At 64.0% G+C, this 17,401-nt stretch carries 17 protein-coding genes and 2 pseudogenes; 6 read left to right on the top strand and 13 right to left on the bottom strand.

All coding sequences use genetic code 11. From position 1 onward, the window contains the following. Window positions 1–803 precede the first annotated feature (803 nt). From IPL75_13130 to IPL75_13120, 3 genes and pseudogenes are all read left to right on the top strand, one after another. A pseudogene (locus IPL75_13130) lies at window positions 804–1,703 on the top strand (ABC transporter permease). Further along, on the top strand, window positions 1,652–2,272 hold the full coding sequence (locus IPL75_13125; GenBank protein ID MBK9241175.1) for an ABC transporter permease: 621 nt from the start codon (window positions 1,652–1,654) through the stop codon (window positions 2,270–2,272). Before IPL75_13130 ends, IPL75_13125 begins: the two are co-directional and overlap by 52 nt. Further along, window positions 2,244–2,783 carry an FtsX-like permease family protein gene (locus tag IPL75_13120; GenBank protein ID MBK9241174.1) on the top strand — a complete coding sequence of 180 codons (540 nt, stop codon included), beginning with the start codon at window positions 2,244–2,246 and terminating at the stop codon, window positions 2,781–2,783. Before IPL75_13125 ends, IPL75_13120 begins: the two co-directional genes overlap by 29 nt. Window positions 2,784–3,004: 221 nt before the next feature. On the opposite strand, the pseudogene IPL75_13115 reads toward IPL75_13120, so the two are convergent. Both IPL75_13115 and IPL75_13110 read right to left on the bottom strand, forming a co-directional pair. After that, window positions 3,005–4,370, bottom strand: a pseudogene (locus IPL75_13115) (dipeptidase). Further along, window positions 4,370–5,827 (bottom strand): M20/M25/M40 family metallo-hydrolase, encoded by a 1,458-nt coding sequence (locus IPL75_13110; protein MBK9241173.1) that lies wholly within the window; start codon window positions 5,825–5,827, stop codon window positions 4,370–4,372. Before IPL75_13110 ends, IPL75_13115 begins: the two are co-directional and overlap by 1 nt. A gap of 20 nt (window positions 5,828–5,847) precedes the next feature. Here IPL75_13110 and IPL75_13105 point away from each other — a divergent pair, with 20 nt between their 5' ends. The 3 genes from IPL75_13105 to IPL75_13095 are packed head-to-tail and all read left to right on the top strand — an operon-like array spanning window position 5,848 to window position 10,972. Continuing rightward, complete coding sequence (locus tag IPL75_13105; GenBank protein MBK9241172.1) at window positions 5,848–7,905, top strand: penicillin acylase family protein; 2,058 nt, start codon at window positions 5,848–5,850, stop codon at window positions 7,903–7,905. Further along, complete coding sequence (locus IPL75_13100; protein ID MBK9241171.1) at window positions 7,802–8,254, top strand: penicillin acylase family protein; 453 nt, start codon at window positions 7,802–7,804, stop codon at window positions 8,252–8,254. Before IPL75_13105 ends, IPL75_13100 begins: the two co-directional genes overlap by 104 nt. A 54-nt stretch (window positions 8,255–8,308) precedes the next feature. Next, window positions 8,309–10,972 (top strand): serine/threonine-protein kinase, encoded by a 2,664-nt coding sequence (locus IPL75_13095; protein ID MBK9241170.1) that lies wholly within the window; start codon window positions 8,309–8,311, stop codon window positions 10,970–10,972. 45 nt (window positions 10,973–11,017) lie between these two features. Here the strand turns inward: IPL75_13095 and IPL75_13090 are convergent, their stop codons facing one another. From IPL75_13090 to IPL75_13040, 11 genes are all read right to left on the bottom strand, one after another. Then, a complete protein-coding gene (locus IPL75_13090) occupies window positions 11,018–11,704 on the bottom strand; it encodes a sulfurtransferase (protein MBK9241169.1) in 687 nt (228 codons plus the stop codon). Window positions 11,705–11,821: 117 nt separating this feature from the next. Further along, on the bottom strand, window positions 11,822–12,466 hold the full coding sequence (locus tag IPL75_13085; GenBank protein MBK9241168.1) for a hypothetical protein: 645 nt from the start codon (window positions 12,464–12,466) through the stop codon (window positions 11,822–11,824). A gap of 3 nt (window positions 12,467–12,469) precedes the next feature. Next, the gene (locus IPL75_13080) at window positions 12,470–12,694 is read right to left on the bottom strand and encodes a hypothetical protein (GenBank protein ID MBK9241167.1); all 225 of its coding nucleotides are present in this window, start codon (window positions 12,692–12,694) and stop codon (window positions 12,470–12,472) included. After that, window positions 12,682–12,930 (bottom strand): hypothetical protein, encoded by a 249-nt coding sequence (locus IPL75_13075; GenBank protein ID MBK9241166.1) that lies wholly within the window; start codon window positions 12,928–12,930, stop codon window positions 12,682–12,684. Before IPL75_13075 ends, IPL75_13080 begins: the two co-directional genes overlap by 13 nt. After that, a complete protein-coding gene (locus IPL75_13070; GenBank protein MBK9241165.1) occupies window positions 12,908–13,018 on the bottom strand; it encodes a hypothetical protein in 111 nt (36 codons plus the stop codon). Before IPL75_13070 ends, IPL75_13075 begins: the two co-directional genes overlap by 23 nt. Beyond that, window positions 13,015–13,656 carry an MBL fold metallo-hydrolase gene (locus IPL75_13065; GenBank protein MBK9241164.1) on the bottom strand — a complete coding sequence of 214 codons (642 nt, stop codon included), beginning with the start codon at window positions 13,654–13,656 and terminating at the stop codon, window positions 13,015–13,017. Before IPL75_13065 ends, IPL75_13070 begins: the two co-directional genes overlap by 4 nt. A 144-nt stretch (window positions 13,657–13,800) precedes the next feature. Then, window positions 13,801–14,166, bottom strand: a complete 366-nt coding sequence (locus IPL75_13060; protein MBK9241163.1) for a hypothetical protein — start codon at window positions 14,164–14,166, stop codon at window positions 13,801–13,803. Window positions 14,167–14,293: 127 nt separating this feature from the next. Then, complete coding sequence (locus IPL75_13055) at window positions 14,294–15,121, bottom strand: hypothetical protein (GenBank protein ID MBK9241162.1); 828 nt, start codon at window positions 15,119–15,121, stop codon at window positions 14,294–14,296. Further along, window positions 15,118–15,273, bottom strand: a complete 156-nt coding sequence (locus IPL75_13050) for a hypothetical protein (GenBank protein ID MBK9241161.1) — start codon at window positions 15,271–15,273, stop codon at window positions 15,118–15,120. The genes IPL75_13055 and IPL75_13050 overlap by 4 nt, the downstream gene beginning before the upstream one ends. 82 nt (window positions 15,274–15,355) lie before the next feature. Further along, window positions 15,356–15,598 carry a hypothetical protein gene (locus tag IPL75_13045; GenBank protein MBK9241160.1) on the bottom strand — a complete coding sequence of 81 codons (243 nt, stop codon included), beginning with the start codon at window positions 15,596–15,598 and terminating at the stop codon, window positions 15,356–15,358. A gap of 192 nt (window positions 15,599–15,790) precedes the next feature. Beyond that, entirely contained in the window at window positions 15,791–17,233 is a 1,443-nt protein-coding gene (locus IPL75_13040; protein ID MBK9241159.1) for an MMPL family transporter, read from the bottom strand. Window positions 17,234–17,401 lie beyond the last annotated feature (168 nt).

Below are 17,401 nucleotides of genomic sequence, written 5' to 3'. Positions count from 1 at the left end.
CGAATCGCATCGCGGTGCTGAGCGGGCCTTCGTTCCCTCAACGCGCCTCGCCAGCGCGTCCTCGCCGAGCGCGCTACCGACCCCGCAAGCGATAGCTGCTCCCAGGTGTTGGACGAGCGACAACGTGCCGCCATCAGGCCGCCGAACAGGGCGCCGGCGGGCATGCAACAGCGTGCCGAATCGGCGCCACCAGCACCTCGAGCACCACCGCCGCCACATAAACCACCGGCGCAAGGCGCCCCCAGCGGTCCAGCGCGGCGCGTAATGCGTCCAGAGCCTGTCCGGAATCGCCCAACCGCCAGCGGCGTCCATCAGGACGCGGACGGTGCCCCCGGACATGTAGGACCAAACCGCTATCGCCAGTACCACCGCGAAGGCGAGCAACGCCGTGACCTTGCGATTTCCGGGCAGTCATTCACAACTCCGGTCAGTGCTTTCTCGTCTCATGGAGGAATGACCAGCCTCAGATTCGCCCTGCGCACCCTGTTCAAGGCCCCATTTGTCACGACCATTGCCGTGGTGTCGCTGGCTCTGGGGATTGGCGCGAACACCGCTATCTTCTCACTCTTCAATCAGATGCTCCTTCGGCCGCTGCCCGTGCAGTCGCCCGACAGCCTCGTGAACCTCTCGGCTCCTGGCCCGAAACCAGGCTCGCAATCGTGCAGTCAGGCGGGAGGGTGCGACGAGGTCTTCAGCTACGCGATGTTTCGCGACCTCGAGCGCGACACCAAGGTCTTCTCCGGCTTGGCCGCCCACCGAGTTTCGGCACCAACCTCTCGTAGGGCCAGACCCTCAGTGGTGAGGGCATGCTCGTGTCCGGCAGCTACTTCCCCACGCTGGGTCTTGCACCCGCGCTGGGACGACTCCTCGGTCCCGGCGACGATCGCGCGGTTGGCGAATCGGCGGTCGTCGTCCTCAGTCACGCCTACTGGGTGGCGCGGTTTGGGGCCGATGAGTCGGTGCTCAACAGGACGATCATCGCCAACGGGCGCCCGCTGACCATTGTCGGCGTCGCGCCGAAGGGATTTTCAAGCACCACGCTGGGATCAAATCCCGAGATCTTCGTTCCCATCACGATGCGCTCTCACATGGAGAGCAGTTTCAGGGGCTTCGACAATCGGCGCAGCTACTGGGCCTACGTTTTTGGCCGTCTTGCGCCGGGAGTGAGTATCGACGCGGCCCAAACCGAGCTGTCCACGCGCTATCGCACGATCATCAACGAAGTTGAGGCGCCGCTGCAGACCGGCATGAGCGACGCCACGATGGAGCGATTCCGCAACAAGCCCATCATCTTGACCCAAGGCCAGCGCGGCCAGAGTAGCGTGCATGAGGAGGCCAGCACGCCACTCAACCTGCTCTTTGCCGTGACGGGCGTCGTTTTGCTCGTGGCTCGCTGGACCCTCGGCGCCATCGCCACCATCCTGCCGGCGGACGCAGCCGCGACTTTGGCGTTTCAACTCGACTGGCCGGTCATGGCGTTTGCCGCAGCGCTCTCCCTGGTTACTGGTGTCCTATTCGGTCTCTTCCTGCCATTCACAGCACGCGCCCTGATCTGGCGAGCACCCTCAAAGGCACTGCCGGCCAGCCCTCGGGCGCGCGAGCGGCCGCACGCTTCCGCATGGGACTGGTCACTGTGCAAATGGCTCTCTCGATGGCCCTGCTCGCGTCAGCCGGCCTCTTCACCAAGAGCCTATTCAACGTGAGCCGCGTTGATCTCGGTGTGAAGCTCGACACCCTTGTGACGTTTTCGGTGTCACCTGAGCTGAACGGATACCCGTCTGAAAATCAAAAGCGATCTTCGAACGGATTGAGGAGGAACTGTCGGCGCTCCCCCGGCGTGACAAGTGTCAGCGCCTCGATGGTGCCGCTGCTGGCCGGCAGCAACTGGGGCACGAGCGTAAACGTGCAGGGTTTCAAGAATGGTCCCGACATCGACAACCACTCCAACTACAACGAAGTGGGGCCCGATTACTTCAGCACGCTGGGCGTCCCACTGATCGGCGGGCGCGAATTCACCGCCTCCGATCGACTCGGTGGCCCCAAGGTGGCCGTTGTCAACCAGGCCTTCGCGAAAAAGTTCGGCATCGAAGGCAAAGCCGTCGGCACACTGATGAAGCAGGGTGGTGACGGCCCGCTCGACATCGAGATCGTCGGGCTGGTGCAGAATGCGAAATACAGCGAGGTGAAGGACGCCGTGCCGGCGCTGTTCTTCACCCTATCGACAGGACGAACGCATCGGCTCCATGTCGTTTTATATCCGCACAGCGATTGAACCGAGCCAGTTCCTCAAGTCCGTGAATACGATCGTCTCAAGAGTGGACCCCAACCTCCCCGTGGAGGAGCTCAAGACGATGCCGCAGCAAGTGCAGGAGAATGTGTTTCTCGATCGGCTGATCAGCACGATGTCGGCGGCGTTCGCGACTCTCGCAACGCTCCTGGCGGCCATCGGCCTCTACGGTGTCCTGGCGTTCACCGTGTCGCAGCGCACGCGCGAGTTCGGTCTCCGGATGGCGCTGGGAGCGCAGGGTTCGAACGTCAAAGGGCTCGTGCTTAAACAGGTCGCCATCCTTGCTCTGGTGGGAGGCACGATTGGGCTCGCGATGGCCTGGGCCATCGGCGGCATTGCTGAATCCGAAGAACAACTCTTCGGTATGAAGGGCCACGACCCGGTGGTCTTCACCGCCGCGTTCGTGGTGCTCAGCCTTGTTGCGCTCGGCGCGGGCTACATTCCAGCGCGGCGCGCATCGAGGGTCGACCCCATGCGTGCGCTTCGCTGGGAATAAGGGCGCCGCACGGGTAATGGCGAAATGTCACAAATGTCCGAAATGGCGAACTGCGGACAGACCATTGCAGGGAAGAATGTTCGAATGTCCTTGGTAGTCAGTGGTTGAATCTGCTGCTCCAAGGTCATTCGCTCATTGCGCGCCTTGGACATTCGGCCATTCCCGGCAATTGGTTTGTCCGACATTTCGCCATTTCGGACATTTGTGACATTTCGCCATTGCTAACGTCTGGCGATCTCCTGATACAGGATCGCCGCCGACACTATGCCTCCGTGGAAGTTCGCCAGGTCGAGCTTCTCGTTCGGCGCGTGGGCGTTTTCGTCTGGCAGGCCGACGCCGAAGAGCACTGAGGGAATGCCCAGCTCTTCCTGGAACGTCGAGACCACTGGAATTGATCCACCTTCGCGGCAGAACACCGGTGCCTTGCCGAAGCCCTGTTCGATCGCACGGCCTGCCGCGCGCACGTAGATGTTGTCGAAGTCCGCCATCCACGGCTTGCCGCCGTGCATGCGGGTGACCTTCAGCTCCACAGTCTTCGGCGCGACCTTGCGCACGTACTCCTCAAACAGCGCGGCGATCTTGTCGGGATGCTGGTCGGGCACAAGCCGCATGCTGACCTTGGCCATGGCCGTGGCCGGCAACACGGTCTTTGCGCCTTCTCCGGTAAAGCCGCTGAGCAGTCCATTCACTTCGAAGGTCGGACGGCCCCAACGGCGCTCCAAGGTCGTAACCCGACTCGCCAAACAGCTTGGGCGCACCCAGTTCCTTGCGGTATCGGTTGTCGTTCCACGGCAACTTGCGCCACTCTGCGCGCTCAGCCTCCGTCAACTCGCGGACGTCGTCATAAAACCCGGGGATCTTGATGCGGCCACCCTTGTCGCGCATCTGCGCCAGCATCTGGGCCAGCACCATCGCGGGATTAGCCACGGACCCGCCAAACACGCCCGAATGCAGGTCGCTATTCGAACCACGCAGATCGATCTGGAAGTGCGTGAGTCCGCGCAGGCCGTAGCAGATCGATGGAATGCCCCGCTCAAACATCGCGGAGTCGGAAATGACCACCACGTCGGCGCCCAGCAGCGCTTTGTTTGCGCGAATGAAGTCGTCCAGGTTGTTGGACCCGACTTCTTCTTCGCCTTCGATGATCACCTTCAGGTTCACCGGCAGGCGGCCGTTCTGTTTCATGTGCGCTTCAATCGCCTTGAAGTGCATGAACACCTGGCCCTTGTCGTCGGCCGCGCCGCGCGCGTAGATTTCGCCATCACGCACGGTGGCCTCAAAGGGCGGCGATTCCCACAGGTCGAGTGGGTCCACCGGCTGCACGTCGTAGTGGCCATAGAACAGAATGGTCGGCGCGCCCTCAGCATGCAGCCAGTCGCCGTACACCACCGGGTTGCCTGGGGTCTCCACGAGCCGCACGTTCTCGAGGCCGACGCGAGTCATCTCGGCGCCCGTCCATTCGGCACAGCGCTTCATGTCCGCCTGATGTTCGGGCAGCGCGCTGATCGAAGGGATGGCCAGGTAGTCTTTGAGTTCGCGGACGTATCGGTCGCGGTTGGTGTTGATGAAATCGATGACGTTGATCATTAGCGTGGCCGACCTTCGGGTGCCCAGACGGGCGTGAATGTGGAATTGGCGAGCCAGCGAACCGGCTCGAGCATCGATCGTACCGCATCAAGCATGTGAACGAAATCCACTTTGCTGACTTCGTCACCCGCCTGGTGATAGTCGGTGTGCAGGTTGAAGCTCGACACGGTGTGCGAAATCACTCCCTTGCGTGCGAACTTGATGTTGTCCGATCGTGTGAAGAAGCTCTGGTCCGGGCGCGGGTCCTGCACCAGACGCGCGCCCTGTTTCGCCAGCTCGGGCCCCAGGTTGGAGCGCTCATAACCAGTGAGCCACAGACTGCGTGCCGGCACCATCGGGTCAGGACGCGCCAGCATCTCGAACTGTAGTTGCGCCACCATCTTCTCGATCGGCACCACCGGCAACTCGACGAAGTACGAAGACCCCGACACCGCGCCGCCGCCCTCTTCGCTTCCGAACAGCGCAAACACCAGCGTCCTCTTTGGGCCGCGGCCCGCCGCCAGCGCCTGCGCCAGCGCCATCACCGCCACTGTGCCCGAGGCATCGTCATCAGCGCCGTTATAGATCTTGTCGGGCCCGGGCGCGTTCTCGCGCATGCCGATATGGTCCAGATGCGCTCCGAGAACGACGAATTGTTCGCGGGCGGTTGGGTCGCTGCCGGTCAGCCGGCCGACGGTGTTCCATGTGAAGGCCTTGGTTGCGCTCAGTTCGGCCTGAAGAGAAATCGCCGTGCCCTCAGCGAGCGCGGCAACCGCGTTGTAGGCGTCGCGATTGAGCGCCACGCGAGCGGTGCGCACAAGGCCGCCAGCCGGCGGCGTCACTTTGGCAAAGCGGGACCCGGCGCTGACCGGACGCGCGGCCGCAGTCGTCCACTGCTCGGGCGTCTGGGTCGCAAGTGTGATGACCAGAGCTGCGCCGACGGTGGGCTGTGGTGCACCGCCACGACCGCGACTGCCTGCTGCGGGCGGGCCTGCCGGCGCCTCGGGCATCAGGACGACAGAACCAGCGGGCACCGATGTGGCACCAGGAGCAAGCTTCACCAGAGGACCGCTGACCTTGGCGCCTGTCAGCGCAGTCACGAGCATTTCCTTCCCGTGCGTGAACTGGCTCGTGCCCGCTGAAAGCACGGCCGGCGCCGACATCTGCTCGCGCAGGATCTCGGCCGCCTGCACGTAGCCGCCGTTATCACCCATCGGCTCGAGGTTCCACAACTGGAACTGCGAGGCGATGGCCGTGGCGGCGATCCACTCATCGCGGCTGTTGCTGGCGCGGCCGTTCATGGCGTCGCTGGCGAGAAACTCCAGGTGCGCCCGAAGGCTGCGTTCGGTGATGGAGTCGGCAGACCCGGGGCGAGGCGTCTGCGCCTCAACGTCCGGCCGCGCTGTGGCCGCATAGGCGGCAGCGAGGCCAACACACGTCAGAGATATGAGAAGGGTACGGGATCGATGTGCACTCATGCACCGCGTAGAATACGCCAATGCGACGTCTCTTGCGCGTGGTCCGTTGGCTGCTGCTCCTGGTCATCCTTCTTACCCTGATCACCGCAGGGTGGGCCTGGATACAGTTGGGACGCAGCCTGCCGCAACTCGATGGCACCCTCACAGTTGCAGGACTCTCGGCTCCGGTCACCGTTGATCGCGACGCGCTTGGAGTGCCGACCATCAAGGGCTCCACAAGACTCGACGTCGCCCGCGCCCTTGGTTTCATCCACGCGCAGGATCGTTTCTTCCAGATGGACCTGTCGCGACGCCGTGCGGCCGGGGAACTGTCTGAACTCTTCGGGCGCGCCGCCCTCACCACTGACCAGGGCGCAAGGCTGCACCGTTTTCGCCACCGCGCGGCCGCTGTGATCGCCGCCACCAGCCCGTCCGATCTCGCCCTGGCCGACGCCTACGTTGACGGCGTCAACGCGGGCCTGAAGGCCCTGGACGCATTGCCGTTCGAGTACCTGCTGCTGGGTCAAACGCCGGCCCCATGGACCCGCGAAGACTCGATCCTCGTGATCGCATCGATGTTCTTCAGCCTGCAGGATTCCACCGCAGGTGGCGAGGCGCGCGCAGCGCTTCTGCACGAGGCCTTCCCAGCCGGCCTTGCTGAGTTCCTCAACAGCACGAGCAGTGAGTGGGATACGCCGATGCATGGCGAGGCCCTGCCGCCGCCAACGCCTCCACCCGCCACAGTGTTCGACCTGCGGAACGCCGTGCCTGCTTCGCCGGCCGCAAGTCAGGCGGTGGCGAGCGAGTCATTCCTTGCGTCGATCGGACTGGCGACACCGGAAGACGCCCGCGGCAGCAACAACTGGGCCGTGGCCGGCAGCCGCACGTCAGATGGCCGGGCGCTGATCAGCGACGACATGCACCTCGGCCTTAGTGTGCCGAATATCTGGTACCGCGCGTCTCTGGCCTGGACCGACGACCGCGGTCCCCATCAGGTTTCGGGCATCACGCTTCCCGGCACCGCATCGGTAGTGGTCGGCAGCAACGGCCATGTGGCGTGGGGCTTCACCAACACCACGGCCGACTGGAGCGACCGCGTGCTCATCGAGACGGTTCCAGGCGACCCCACCCGTTACCTGACACCGGAAGGTCCGCGCGCATTCGACGTCACTCGCGAGCGCATCGGCGTAGATGATGAGGAAGACCAGTGGCTGGATGTGCGCGAAACGATCTGGGGCCCGGTGGCCGCGCCCGATCACAAGGGCAGGCTGTTCGCCATCGCGTGGGTGGCGCACAGCCCTGAGGGCATGAACTTCCGCATGTCGCAGATGGAGCACGCGGCTTCCCTCGAAGAGGCGATCGCCGTGGCGAACCAGGCCGGCATCCCTGGGCAGAACTGCGTGATCGCCGACAACCAGGGACAGATCGCGTGGACGGTCGCGGGCCGCATTCCGAAGCGCGTGGGCTTCACCGGCCAACTCCCAGTCTCCTGGGCCGATGGCACCCGCCGCTGGAGTGGCTGGTACGACTCCGCCTCCTACCCGCGCATCGTCAATCCCGCGGACGCAGTGATTGTCACCGCGAACAACCGCATCGTGTCGGGCGAGTACCTGGCGATGCTTGGCGACGGCGGATACGACCCTGGCGCGCGCGAGGCAGATCCTCGACGGCATCCGCAAGCTGGAGCGCATCACCACCGCCGATATGCTGGCGGTACAACTCGACGACCGCGCGTTGCTGATGGAACGCTGGCGCTCGCTCGCGATCGAGACCATCGGGTCCGACACCAACGCTGGCCGCGCGGAGTTCCGGCGACTGCTGCAGGAGAGCTGGAGCGGTCGCGCGTCCACGGATTCAGTTGGCTATCGCCTGGCGCGGCAGTTCAGGTTGAAGACGGCCGAGTTGGTGTTCGCGCCGTTTGTCGCAAGATTGAGGACGATGGACCCTGCGTATCCGTCGACGCCTGGCCGCAGCCTGGAGGGAACAGTGTGGGCGATGGTCTCCGCTCGGCCGGCGCACCTGCTCAACCCTGCGTATGCCGACTGGAAGGCGCTGCTACTGGACGCCGTCGATCAGACGGTAGCGGCGCTGACGACTGATGGCCGCGCACTGAAAGACCGCACGTGGGGCGAGGCGAACACGCTGGCGATTCAGCATCCGATCTCTCGCGCCGTGCCATTCCTCGGACGTTGGTTCGACATGCCGCGCGTGGGGATGCCGGGCGACAGTCACATGCCGCGCGTGCAGAGCCCCACCGCCGGAGCCTCAGAACGGCTGACGGTCTCGCCAGGGAACGAAGCCGCCGGGTACTTCCACATGGCGACTGGCCAGTCAGGCAATCCGAGGTCGCCCCACTATCGCGATGGCCATGAGGCGTGGGTGAAGGGCGAACCGACACCGTTCCTGCCTGGGGCGACCGTGAACACGCTTGTGTTGCGGCCGCAGTAACCCGCGACCGCTCTCGGCACCCTACCCAGTCCCTGAGCGCAAATCCCCCTATAATTGCGCATCGCAATCGCTCCAGGTACTCGCCTCGGCCCATTCGAAATCCTTGCAGCCCTCGGCGCGGGTGGCATGGGCGAGGTGTATCGCGCGCGCGACCATCGCCTGGAACGCGACGTGGCCATCAAGGTCATGACCGAGGACCTGGGGGCCAACGCACAGGCGGCCGAGCGCTTCGCCAGGGAAGCCCGCGCGGCGTCCGCGCTCAACCACCCGAACATCTGCACCATCTTCGATGTCGGCACTGACCCGCCGTTCCTGGCGATGGAGTTGCTCGAAGGAGAGACACTTCAGCAACGGCTGACCAGGGGCGCGATGGACGCCGCCTCGTTCATCGACATTGCGCTCGGCATCGCCGACGGACTTGATGCGGCCCACACCAAGGGCCTGGTGCATCGTGACATCAAGCCCGCCAATATTTTCCTGACGACGCACGGTCCGAAGATCCTGGACTTTGGCCTGGCCAAGACCGGAGTCGGTTCCGCGGGCCACGCGTTGACGCGATCGACGGCTCTGGCCGTGACCGATGCGGGCACCACCGTCGGCACGGTGGCCTACATGTCGCCCGAGCAATTGCGCGCGCAGGACATCGACGCACGCAGTGATCTGTTTTCGTTCGGGCTGGTCTTATACGAGATGGCCACGGGGAAGGCGGCATTCCCGGGTGAAACCAACGCGGTGATTTCGTCGGGCATCCTCCAAGGTTCGCCTGCTCCGCTGCGCACCTTACAGCCTGACTTCCCTCCACGCCTGGAAGACATCGTCCACAAGGCCCTGGAGAAGGACCGCGACGATCGCTACCAGACGGCCGCTGACATCAGGGCCGATCTGCGGCGCGCCCGTCGCGCGAGTGACGCGATCCCCGCCGCCTCATCGTCATCGGGCGTTGCGGTGGAGGCGACGACAGGAACGTCGCGGCCGTACAAGGCGCTGGCATTGGCGGCCCTCGGAGTAGCCGTCACAGCGGCGGTCGGATGGTGGGCTCTCGGGAGCGGCCGAAATGGATCGGGCGCACCGGCGCCAACCGATCTCGAGCTCGTCCAGCTCACCACCACGGGCAACGCCGAGTTTCCCGCGATTTCACCGGATGGCCGCTATGTGGCCTACGTTCAACGCGATGAAGACCAGTCGAGCCTCTGGGTCAGGCAGACTGCCACCGACAGCAACGTGCGAATCTTCGAGAGTGACCCGGACCAGCCGATCATCGGGGTGACGGTGTCGCACGACGGCGACTACGTGGACTTCGTGCGCGGCCGGTCCCCCAAATTCACCTTGTGGCGTGTGCCGTTTCTGGGCGGCACACCGCGGCTGATTGTTGATGGCCTGATCTCTCCAATCGGTTGGGCACCCGACGGTCAACGCTTTGCGTATCTCGACCAGCGGAGGGACCCGAAAGTTCCCGGCCCTCTGGTTATCGCCCACGCTGACGGCACCAGCGCCGTGACCTACGCCACCTACGACGTTGACGCCGACTTGCGAGCCCTCTACACCCTCAACAGTTCGGGTTTTTCGGACGGGACCACCTTCGCGCCCTCGTGGTCGCCGGACGGTGCCCAAATTGTACTGCGCGGGCGCATTCGTGAAACTGCCGACACGTCCGCCACACAACTCATCGTGGTCGTCGATGTCGCAACCGGTCGTGTCGACACGAAGGTCCTGCCGCTGCAAGGCGGAGGCGGGGTTGCGTGGCTGGCCAACGACGCGTTGATCCTGAACCAATCTGCCAGGGAAGGGGCGCCCGAACAGTTCTGGCGGATGTCCTACCCTGACGGTGAACTCACCCGCCTGACCAACGACTTGAGTGACTATCGCCATATCAGCCTCACGGCGGACCTGCGCGCTCTGGTGACCGCTCGCAGGGATCGTCGTGTGGGAACCTGGATCGTCGATGCCGCAGGCAGCAACGCCAGAGAAGTGGTTCCTGCACGTCCGTCACCTGACAGCCTGCTGTCAGGGGTGGCATGGGCGGGAGAACGCCTGTTGTTTACGAACGGGACATCGGTTTCTGCTCTGCTGCCCGGAGCCGGATCGCCCACCGATGTGATTTCCAATGCCACCAGGCCGTCCGGCAGCGCCGACGGGCGCACGATCGTGTATCGGGCGATCACTGAAGATGAGAGCCGAAAGGGCGTGTGGCGATGGGAAGGCGGGCCGGGCCCGGGGACACGCGTGATCGGCGAGGGCGCCGTCTCGGTCCTCGCGCCTGATGGGGGCGCCATCATCTTTCTGTCACGGCGCGGTGGCCGACAAACACCGTGGATGGCATCGGTCGGTGGTGGCGAGCCGGTCGAACTGTTTCCGGCGTTTGTTCCCGCTCGCGCGTTTGACATTTCGCTCGACGGCAAGCAAGCACTGTTTCTCAGTGCGCAGAAGTACGTGACGTGTGATCTGCCGAAGTGCGTGCCGCAGGAGCGCGTGGCGCAGCCGCCGAAAACCAATGGACGCATCGCGTGGATGCCGGATGGCACGGGCGTGCTCTACATCGATCCCTCCGGGCGCAACCTCATGCTGCAACCGTTTGCAGGAGGAGCACCGCGCGCGTTCACACGATTCAGTGACCAGCGGATCGTCGATTTCGCCTGGTCCCACGACGGCAAGCGGCTGGCGATTATGCGCGCCCAGACGTCCAACGACATCGTCATGCTCAAGGGCGTCGCACGGTAGACGCATCGCCCGGACCCTGGACTCTGGACCCTGAACTCTGGACCCTTACCGCTTCGGTCTCTCGATCGGTAAGTCTTCCCGGTCGCCCCATTCCTTCCACGACCCGGTGTAGTTGCGGACGCGTGGAAAGCCGGCCAGGCGAAGTGCGAGGTAGGTGTGAGCGGCGCGGTAGCCGCCCTGGCAGTACGTGACGACCTCGCGGTCTGGCGTGACACCGAGCGCCGCGTACATCGCCTTCAGCTCGTCGCTGGACTTGTAGGTGCCGTCGGGCGCGAGGTTATTCGTCCACTCGAGGTTCACGGCGCCGGGAACAGCGCCGCCGCGTTTGGCGCGGACGGCCTCGCCGTAGTACTCCGCTTCGCTACGGGTATCGACGATCGCGGTTTCCATCTTGTCGAGCCGCTCTTTCACGTCCGACCATGTCGCCAATCGACTGGGGTCGGCCTCGCCGTGCCAGGTGCTTGGCACAGGCGCAAGAGCATCTGTTGTCAGTGGAAGATTCGCGCGGGTCCAGGCAGCCACGCCGCCGTCGAGGACGCGCACATTCGGGTGGCCGAGGTATTCGAGGAACCAGAACGCGCGGGCCGCGCGCATGCCGGAGTTGCTTTCGTACACCACCACGGGCCGATCGGGCGTCACTCCCCGCAGCGAGAAGAGGTGTCCGATCATCCACATGAAGGCGCGCAATGGCGCTTCACTGGTGTCGATGAGGCTCAGGCCCCAGAGGTCCAAATGAATGCCGCCGGCCAGATGGCCGGCGGCGAACCTCTGCGGGCCTCAGGTCCAGAAGCAGCGGAGGCTGTGCGCCCTGCAGCTCATTGTGCAGGACCTCAGGCGTGACGAGCATCGTTACTGAATCACGACGAAGCGCCACAGGCGCGCCACTTCCTTGGCATCCACGTACTTGCCAATTTCCTTCTCGAACTGTTCCTTGGTCTTCCAGGGACGGTACTCATTGAACTCGCGCACCATCCGGTTGCCGGCGCCGGGAATGCTGATGATGTCTTCCTTGGTGGCGGTGTTGAGGTTGACCGGGATGAACACGTACTTCTTCAGCCGATCGGTCTCAGGCTGCCCGACGTACTTGCTGATTTCCTTGTCGAACTGCCCCCACGTCTTCCAGGGGCGGTATTCGCCGAACTCGCGCACCATGCGGGCGCCCGCGCCTGGGATCAACATGATCTCGTCCTTGGTGCCGGTGTTCAGATTCACGTGGATGAACGCCTTGAGGTAAAACGCGTCGATCTGTTCCTTCGTGAGCTTCTGCCCCACGAGGAACGTGTTGAAGTCCACGATGCTCGGGAACGGGCGCGCCGCGATGAGCGCCTTGGCGATGGCCGGGGTCATGCCCGGCAGGGCCACGAGCTCGGCCTCGGGCACCAGGTTGGCGTCGAGCAGGCCCGCGCCCACCTGACCGTGGGTTGTGGATCCGGCAACAAACGTGAGCGCGCCAACAAGCATGGCGCCGACGAACAGGGAACGATAACGGGACATGAGCTACTCCTTATGAAACGTGCGGGAAATTCCCAGTATGCTGACAAGACCGAGCAACCCCAGCAGCGCCATGTTTCCAGGCGCCAGCGCCGGTGGCGCTTTGGCGTGAAGCACTTTCAACAAGAGTGCCATGCCGCCCATCGTAGGGTCCATCTCTAACTGAAACTCCATGTTGGCCCGGTAGTGCAGCACCGATCCTGTAGCGCCGGCCACCATCAGCAGCAACATACTGAGCCGAAACATGCTTGCGGACGAGGTGGTCCGGCGGAACCGTGCCAGAAGCCGGTGAGTGTGGACAGGGCCATCACACCAAACGGAATCAACTGCTTCCAGTCTTCGTAGTGGCCCACGAGCCACAGCTCGGCAGTGGTGCCGGCCATGCCAAACACCAGCAATGCGAGCAACAAGCGGCGAATAGTGGCCAGTGTGGAAGACGATGAATCAGGCATGAGTGGGTCGGCCATCCTCGCGCAGTTTTTCCAGAAGTGCCTCGACGGTGAGCCGGGCAGCAGGCCACAACGCCCGCGGCGTTTCAGTATAGACGGACGTCACGATCGCGTCGATGTCGGTGACGCCCGCATCGAGGCACGCCACAACCTGGCGCTCGCGTTCAGCGCGGTGAGCCAGATACTCGTTGATGCGCTCAACGGGCCGGGTGATAACTGGGCCGTGTCCCGGCCACGCCGTCGCGGGCTGCAGTTCAGCGAGCCGCCGCAGCGAGTGGAGGCGCGCGCAGGCTGCCGCCGCCCGCGGCCGGCGGCACCATGATGGTGGTGGTGGCGGTCATCATGTCTCCGCAGTACCTCGCGCGTGTCCGACTGCCAGAAACACACGTGGTCGGGCGCGTGCCCCGGCGTGTGCACCACCGATAGCCACGTATCGCCGGCACGAACTCGTTCGTTGTCACGCAACGGCCGCCACCCGGGCTCAGGGTCTGCGAGCCACTTGCAGGCCTCGATACCCGGCCAGCGCGTGCGCAGCGCGGGAACGCCCGACGCGTGGTCCGGATGCCCGTGCGTCACCAGCACGCGTACCAACGCGCGCCCACCGAGGTGCGCAGCGATGGCGTCGATGTGCGACGCATGGCCGACGCCTGCATCAATCAGCGTCGGCTCCGCGCCATCAAGCAGATACGTATTGTTCCCGGGGCCGGTCAGGGTGCCTGGGTTGTTCGCGGGGATCTGGATCAAGCTTCAACCTGGGGGATCAAGATAAGGGGACGGGTGTCGATCTGTGGAAAACTCCGGGTGAAAACGACCTCTGAGGTCGTTAATTTTCCCCCTCTGAAAAAATTAACGACCTCAGAGGTCGTTTTCCAGAGGTCGTTTTCACATTCAGAGTTTTCCACAGATCGACACCCGTCCCCCCTCAGAATTGATACCGCATCCGGACAGAGACGAAGTCTCTGTCCGAAAATTTCCGATCGTGTCGGTGCCCTGGCCGATAAACGCGCCGCCGGAACCTTCCAGCGTCAGATTGTCGCGCACGCTCCAGGACGCAAGGCCGCGAACGAATCCCGACCGGTCTTCGGGATTTGCCACTCCAAAGACCCGCACCAGGTACCGCTCGCGCGAGAAGCGACGGTCAAGTGAGGCAATCACATTGAGGTGGTCGCGGGTGTAAGACGACGAGGTGGCTGACCATTCGCGGTGCCACACGAGCGAACCAAAGACGTGGAAGTCTCCCGCCGCTCGGTCCACCCCGACTCCGGCATCAATCGCCTTTCCTTGATGGGCCCCAACGTCCCGTCGAGAGTCTTGTCCACGAACCCGGCCACTTCGCCTCGTATCGCCCAACCACCGCGGACCGTTTCCGCATCCGCTGCAATCATCGTGAGCCGGGGATAACTCTCGACCAACTGCCCCACAACCGACGGAGTCGGCCCGGATCCTGTCGGGGAGCGTGAACGGCACGAAGCTCAAGAGACCGAACCCCTCGGAACCCGCGCCAGACCGACACGCTCATGTCCACACGACCGGCGGTGGTTGAAACGCGGACGCCGCCCTGAAGATTCCCCCATGACGCCGGTATTGATTCGCGCCGAATCACGGACGCCGGCACCCCAGCAGGCAACACAAGATCCCTGGTCAGGTTGAACGGCGACGTCTCTTCGTCCAGTCGATCGAACCTGCCCCTGCGGCCCGGCAGCGCGACGACCGCCTCGACCGTTGTGTCGCCAGGCAGGAACGCACGCGTGCGCATGAATGCCACCGGCAACCGGGCGGCCGTGCGCCCTTCGAGAAAGAACGTCGCCGTATCGATCGGATTGATCACGTCCGAGGGCATGACCTCATCGAGCCGGCCCCAGACCAAGCGTCCGTATCCCGCTCGAATCTCGAAGCTGTCCTGCCGCACCTCAGCCCATGCGTCACGCACAGTTGCAATGGCATCGTTCACACTGCCACCACGGTCGGCCCACAGAACCTCCGCCGTTCCCTCAAGGCGCAGCCGCAGCCACGGCTTCGGCGACGCCGTGATGTCGAGCAGCGCGCGCGTGCGCAACTCGCGCGTGTCCTCCTGCTTCGGGGCCGTGACCGCCAGTGCGGACACCTCGCCATGGACCACCAGATTGCCTGGCCGCGGAGGCGGCGTGGCCGCGGTCTGCGATGCCGGCACCTGGGCCACAAGCGTGGCGATTAACCACCAGCCGCTCACGCCCGGCCAACTCCCTGGGCATGCACACGCTCGGCGCCAAACAGCGCGGGGAACAGTTTGATCATCGCGGGAAGAATGAACACCTCGGCCAGGAACGCCATAACCATCGTCAAAGCCAGCAGGCCACCGAACCACGCGCTGGGCCGGTGCATCCGAGAGCGTCAGGACGGCGAACGCGCAGCAATTGATCACAGCAGTCGTGAGCCTGCACGGCCCTCCTGCGTGGTGGCGGTCTCAATCGCCTCGTCGGTGGTGGCTCCTGCGGCCGGTCTCACGCCTATAGCGGCTGATGAAATGGATGGTGTCGTCATCAACGACGCCGAGCGCGACGCTGGCCACCATCACGGTGGCCACGTTGAGCGAAAAGCCGAGCCAGCCCATGACCCCGAAGACGGCCAGCACCGGCACCAGATTTGGTGCGATCGAAAGGAGCCCGAATCTCCACGACCTGAACACGAGGAAAATCACGCCGAACACGGTGACAAACGCCGTCGCAAAAGCTCGTAATCTGCGACCGCACCAGGTAGTGATCCAGCATGCTGAACAACCGGCCCGATCCAGTGACCGTGGCCTTCACTCCAGACCCGGCGAAGATCTGTTGGGCCAGACGGTCTGCTTCAGTCACCTGTACAAACACGAGATCGGAACTCATCGAGGCGAGCTTGACCGTCACCTGGGCGCGCGAGAAGTCGCTCGCCGCCATGCGTTCCAGTTCCGCCCGCCCTCATCACCCAGTCCGAAGACCAGCAACTCCTGAGCAACCTCAGACGACGTCTCGGGAATCACGAAGGCTTCTTGCCGGCCATCGTTCAGTTCGCGGTGCACGCGCTTGACGTAGTCGGCCACCGACGTGACTTTCCGGACGAACGGCAGCGCCTTGAGCTCCGTGCTCAAGCGGTCCATGCGCTTGAGGATGTCTGGCTGCTGCATGGACTCGGGCGCCCCTTCCAGAAAGACCTGGAAGGTGTAAATTCCGGCGAGCTTCTTATCCATCACCTGGGCCGACGTATAGAGCTCGTGACGCTCACTGAAGAAGTTGATGTGATTGGTGTCCACCCGCAGGCGCGACATGCCCACCCCGGCCAGCACCACCAGCCCGATCACCACCGCCATGACCGCTCGCGCGTGACGCGTGGAGAACATTGCCACCGAACGGAGTGGTCCGAGGAACCACGACTCCTGAGGCGCTGCCACGCGCTCTTCTTTCACCCACCCGAGCATGGTCGGCACCAGGATGATCGAAATGGCGAAGTCCACCATCACGCCGATGGCGGCTCCCATGCCGAACTCGCGCACGGCCACCACCTGGCTTGTGGCCAGCGACAACATGCCCAATGCGGTTGTGGCACTCGCACCGAACAACGGGGCCATGAGGTGCCTCACGGGTACCGACGAACGCCTGCTCGCGGCTCCGAGTGCGCCGCCCAGTCCATAGTGCTGCAGGATGTGCACGTCGTCTGCCACCGCCAGCACAACCACCAGCGGGATGATCATGCTGCTCAACACGTTGTAGCTGAAGCCGAAGAGGTCGTAGAGCCCGAGGGTCCACAACAGGCTGACGAGAATTGCGCCGAACGTCAGCAGTGTCTTCTTGACCGACCGGAACATCACGAACAAGGCCAGCAAGGTCAGGGCCAGAATGGGTGGCGTGAACGTGGTTTGATTTGCGAGCGTGACCCGGTTATGCCCTCCGTGATCTCGAGGCTGCCGTTGTAGTGCGCCTTGAATCCGGTGGGTAACTGCATCAACCAGCCGCCGGATCTCAGTGAGCACCTCGGCGCGCACGTCGTCTATGCGGGCCTCATCGAAGAACAGAATCAGTGCCGTGACCGTGCCGTCCTCGGAGATCAGGTCCCCACGGAAAAGCTCGTCGTCCATGGCGCGCTGTCCGACCGCGCCGGGGCTCTTTGTTTCCAGGTCTTCAATCAGCCGCCGCACCTGCAGACCACCGTCGTCGTTGACGCCGGACGACGGCAGTACGTCCACAACCGTCGCGGTTGCGAGGCTGCTGACGCGCAGCACGGCCTGCACCCGTTCGATATCGCCGCTGACCTTGTCGAGAAACGCGAAGCCTTGCTCGCTGAACAGGCGCTCGCGGCTCGGGGGCCTCAATGGCAACGATAACCGTGCGGGTGCCGCCAAACTCGTCCCTGAAGCGGACGTAGTCCTGGTACACCGGGTCGTCTGGCGAGAACCACGCCGTCAGGTCGTTGTCGATGACCTGGATCTGCGCCCGCGGCGCAAGGATGAGCGCGCCGATGACGATGGCGCCTGAGAGGT

Source organism: Acidobacteriota bacterium (genome assembly GCA_016716905.1).
Taxonomy (GTDB): Bacteria; Acidobacteriota; Vicinamibacteria; order Vicinamibacterales; family SCN-69-37; genus SYFT01.
Note: the sequence above shows the minus strand (reverse complement) of the source record. Positions and strands in the feature narration are given on the sequence as shown.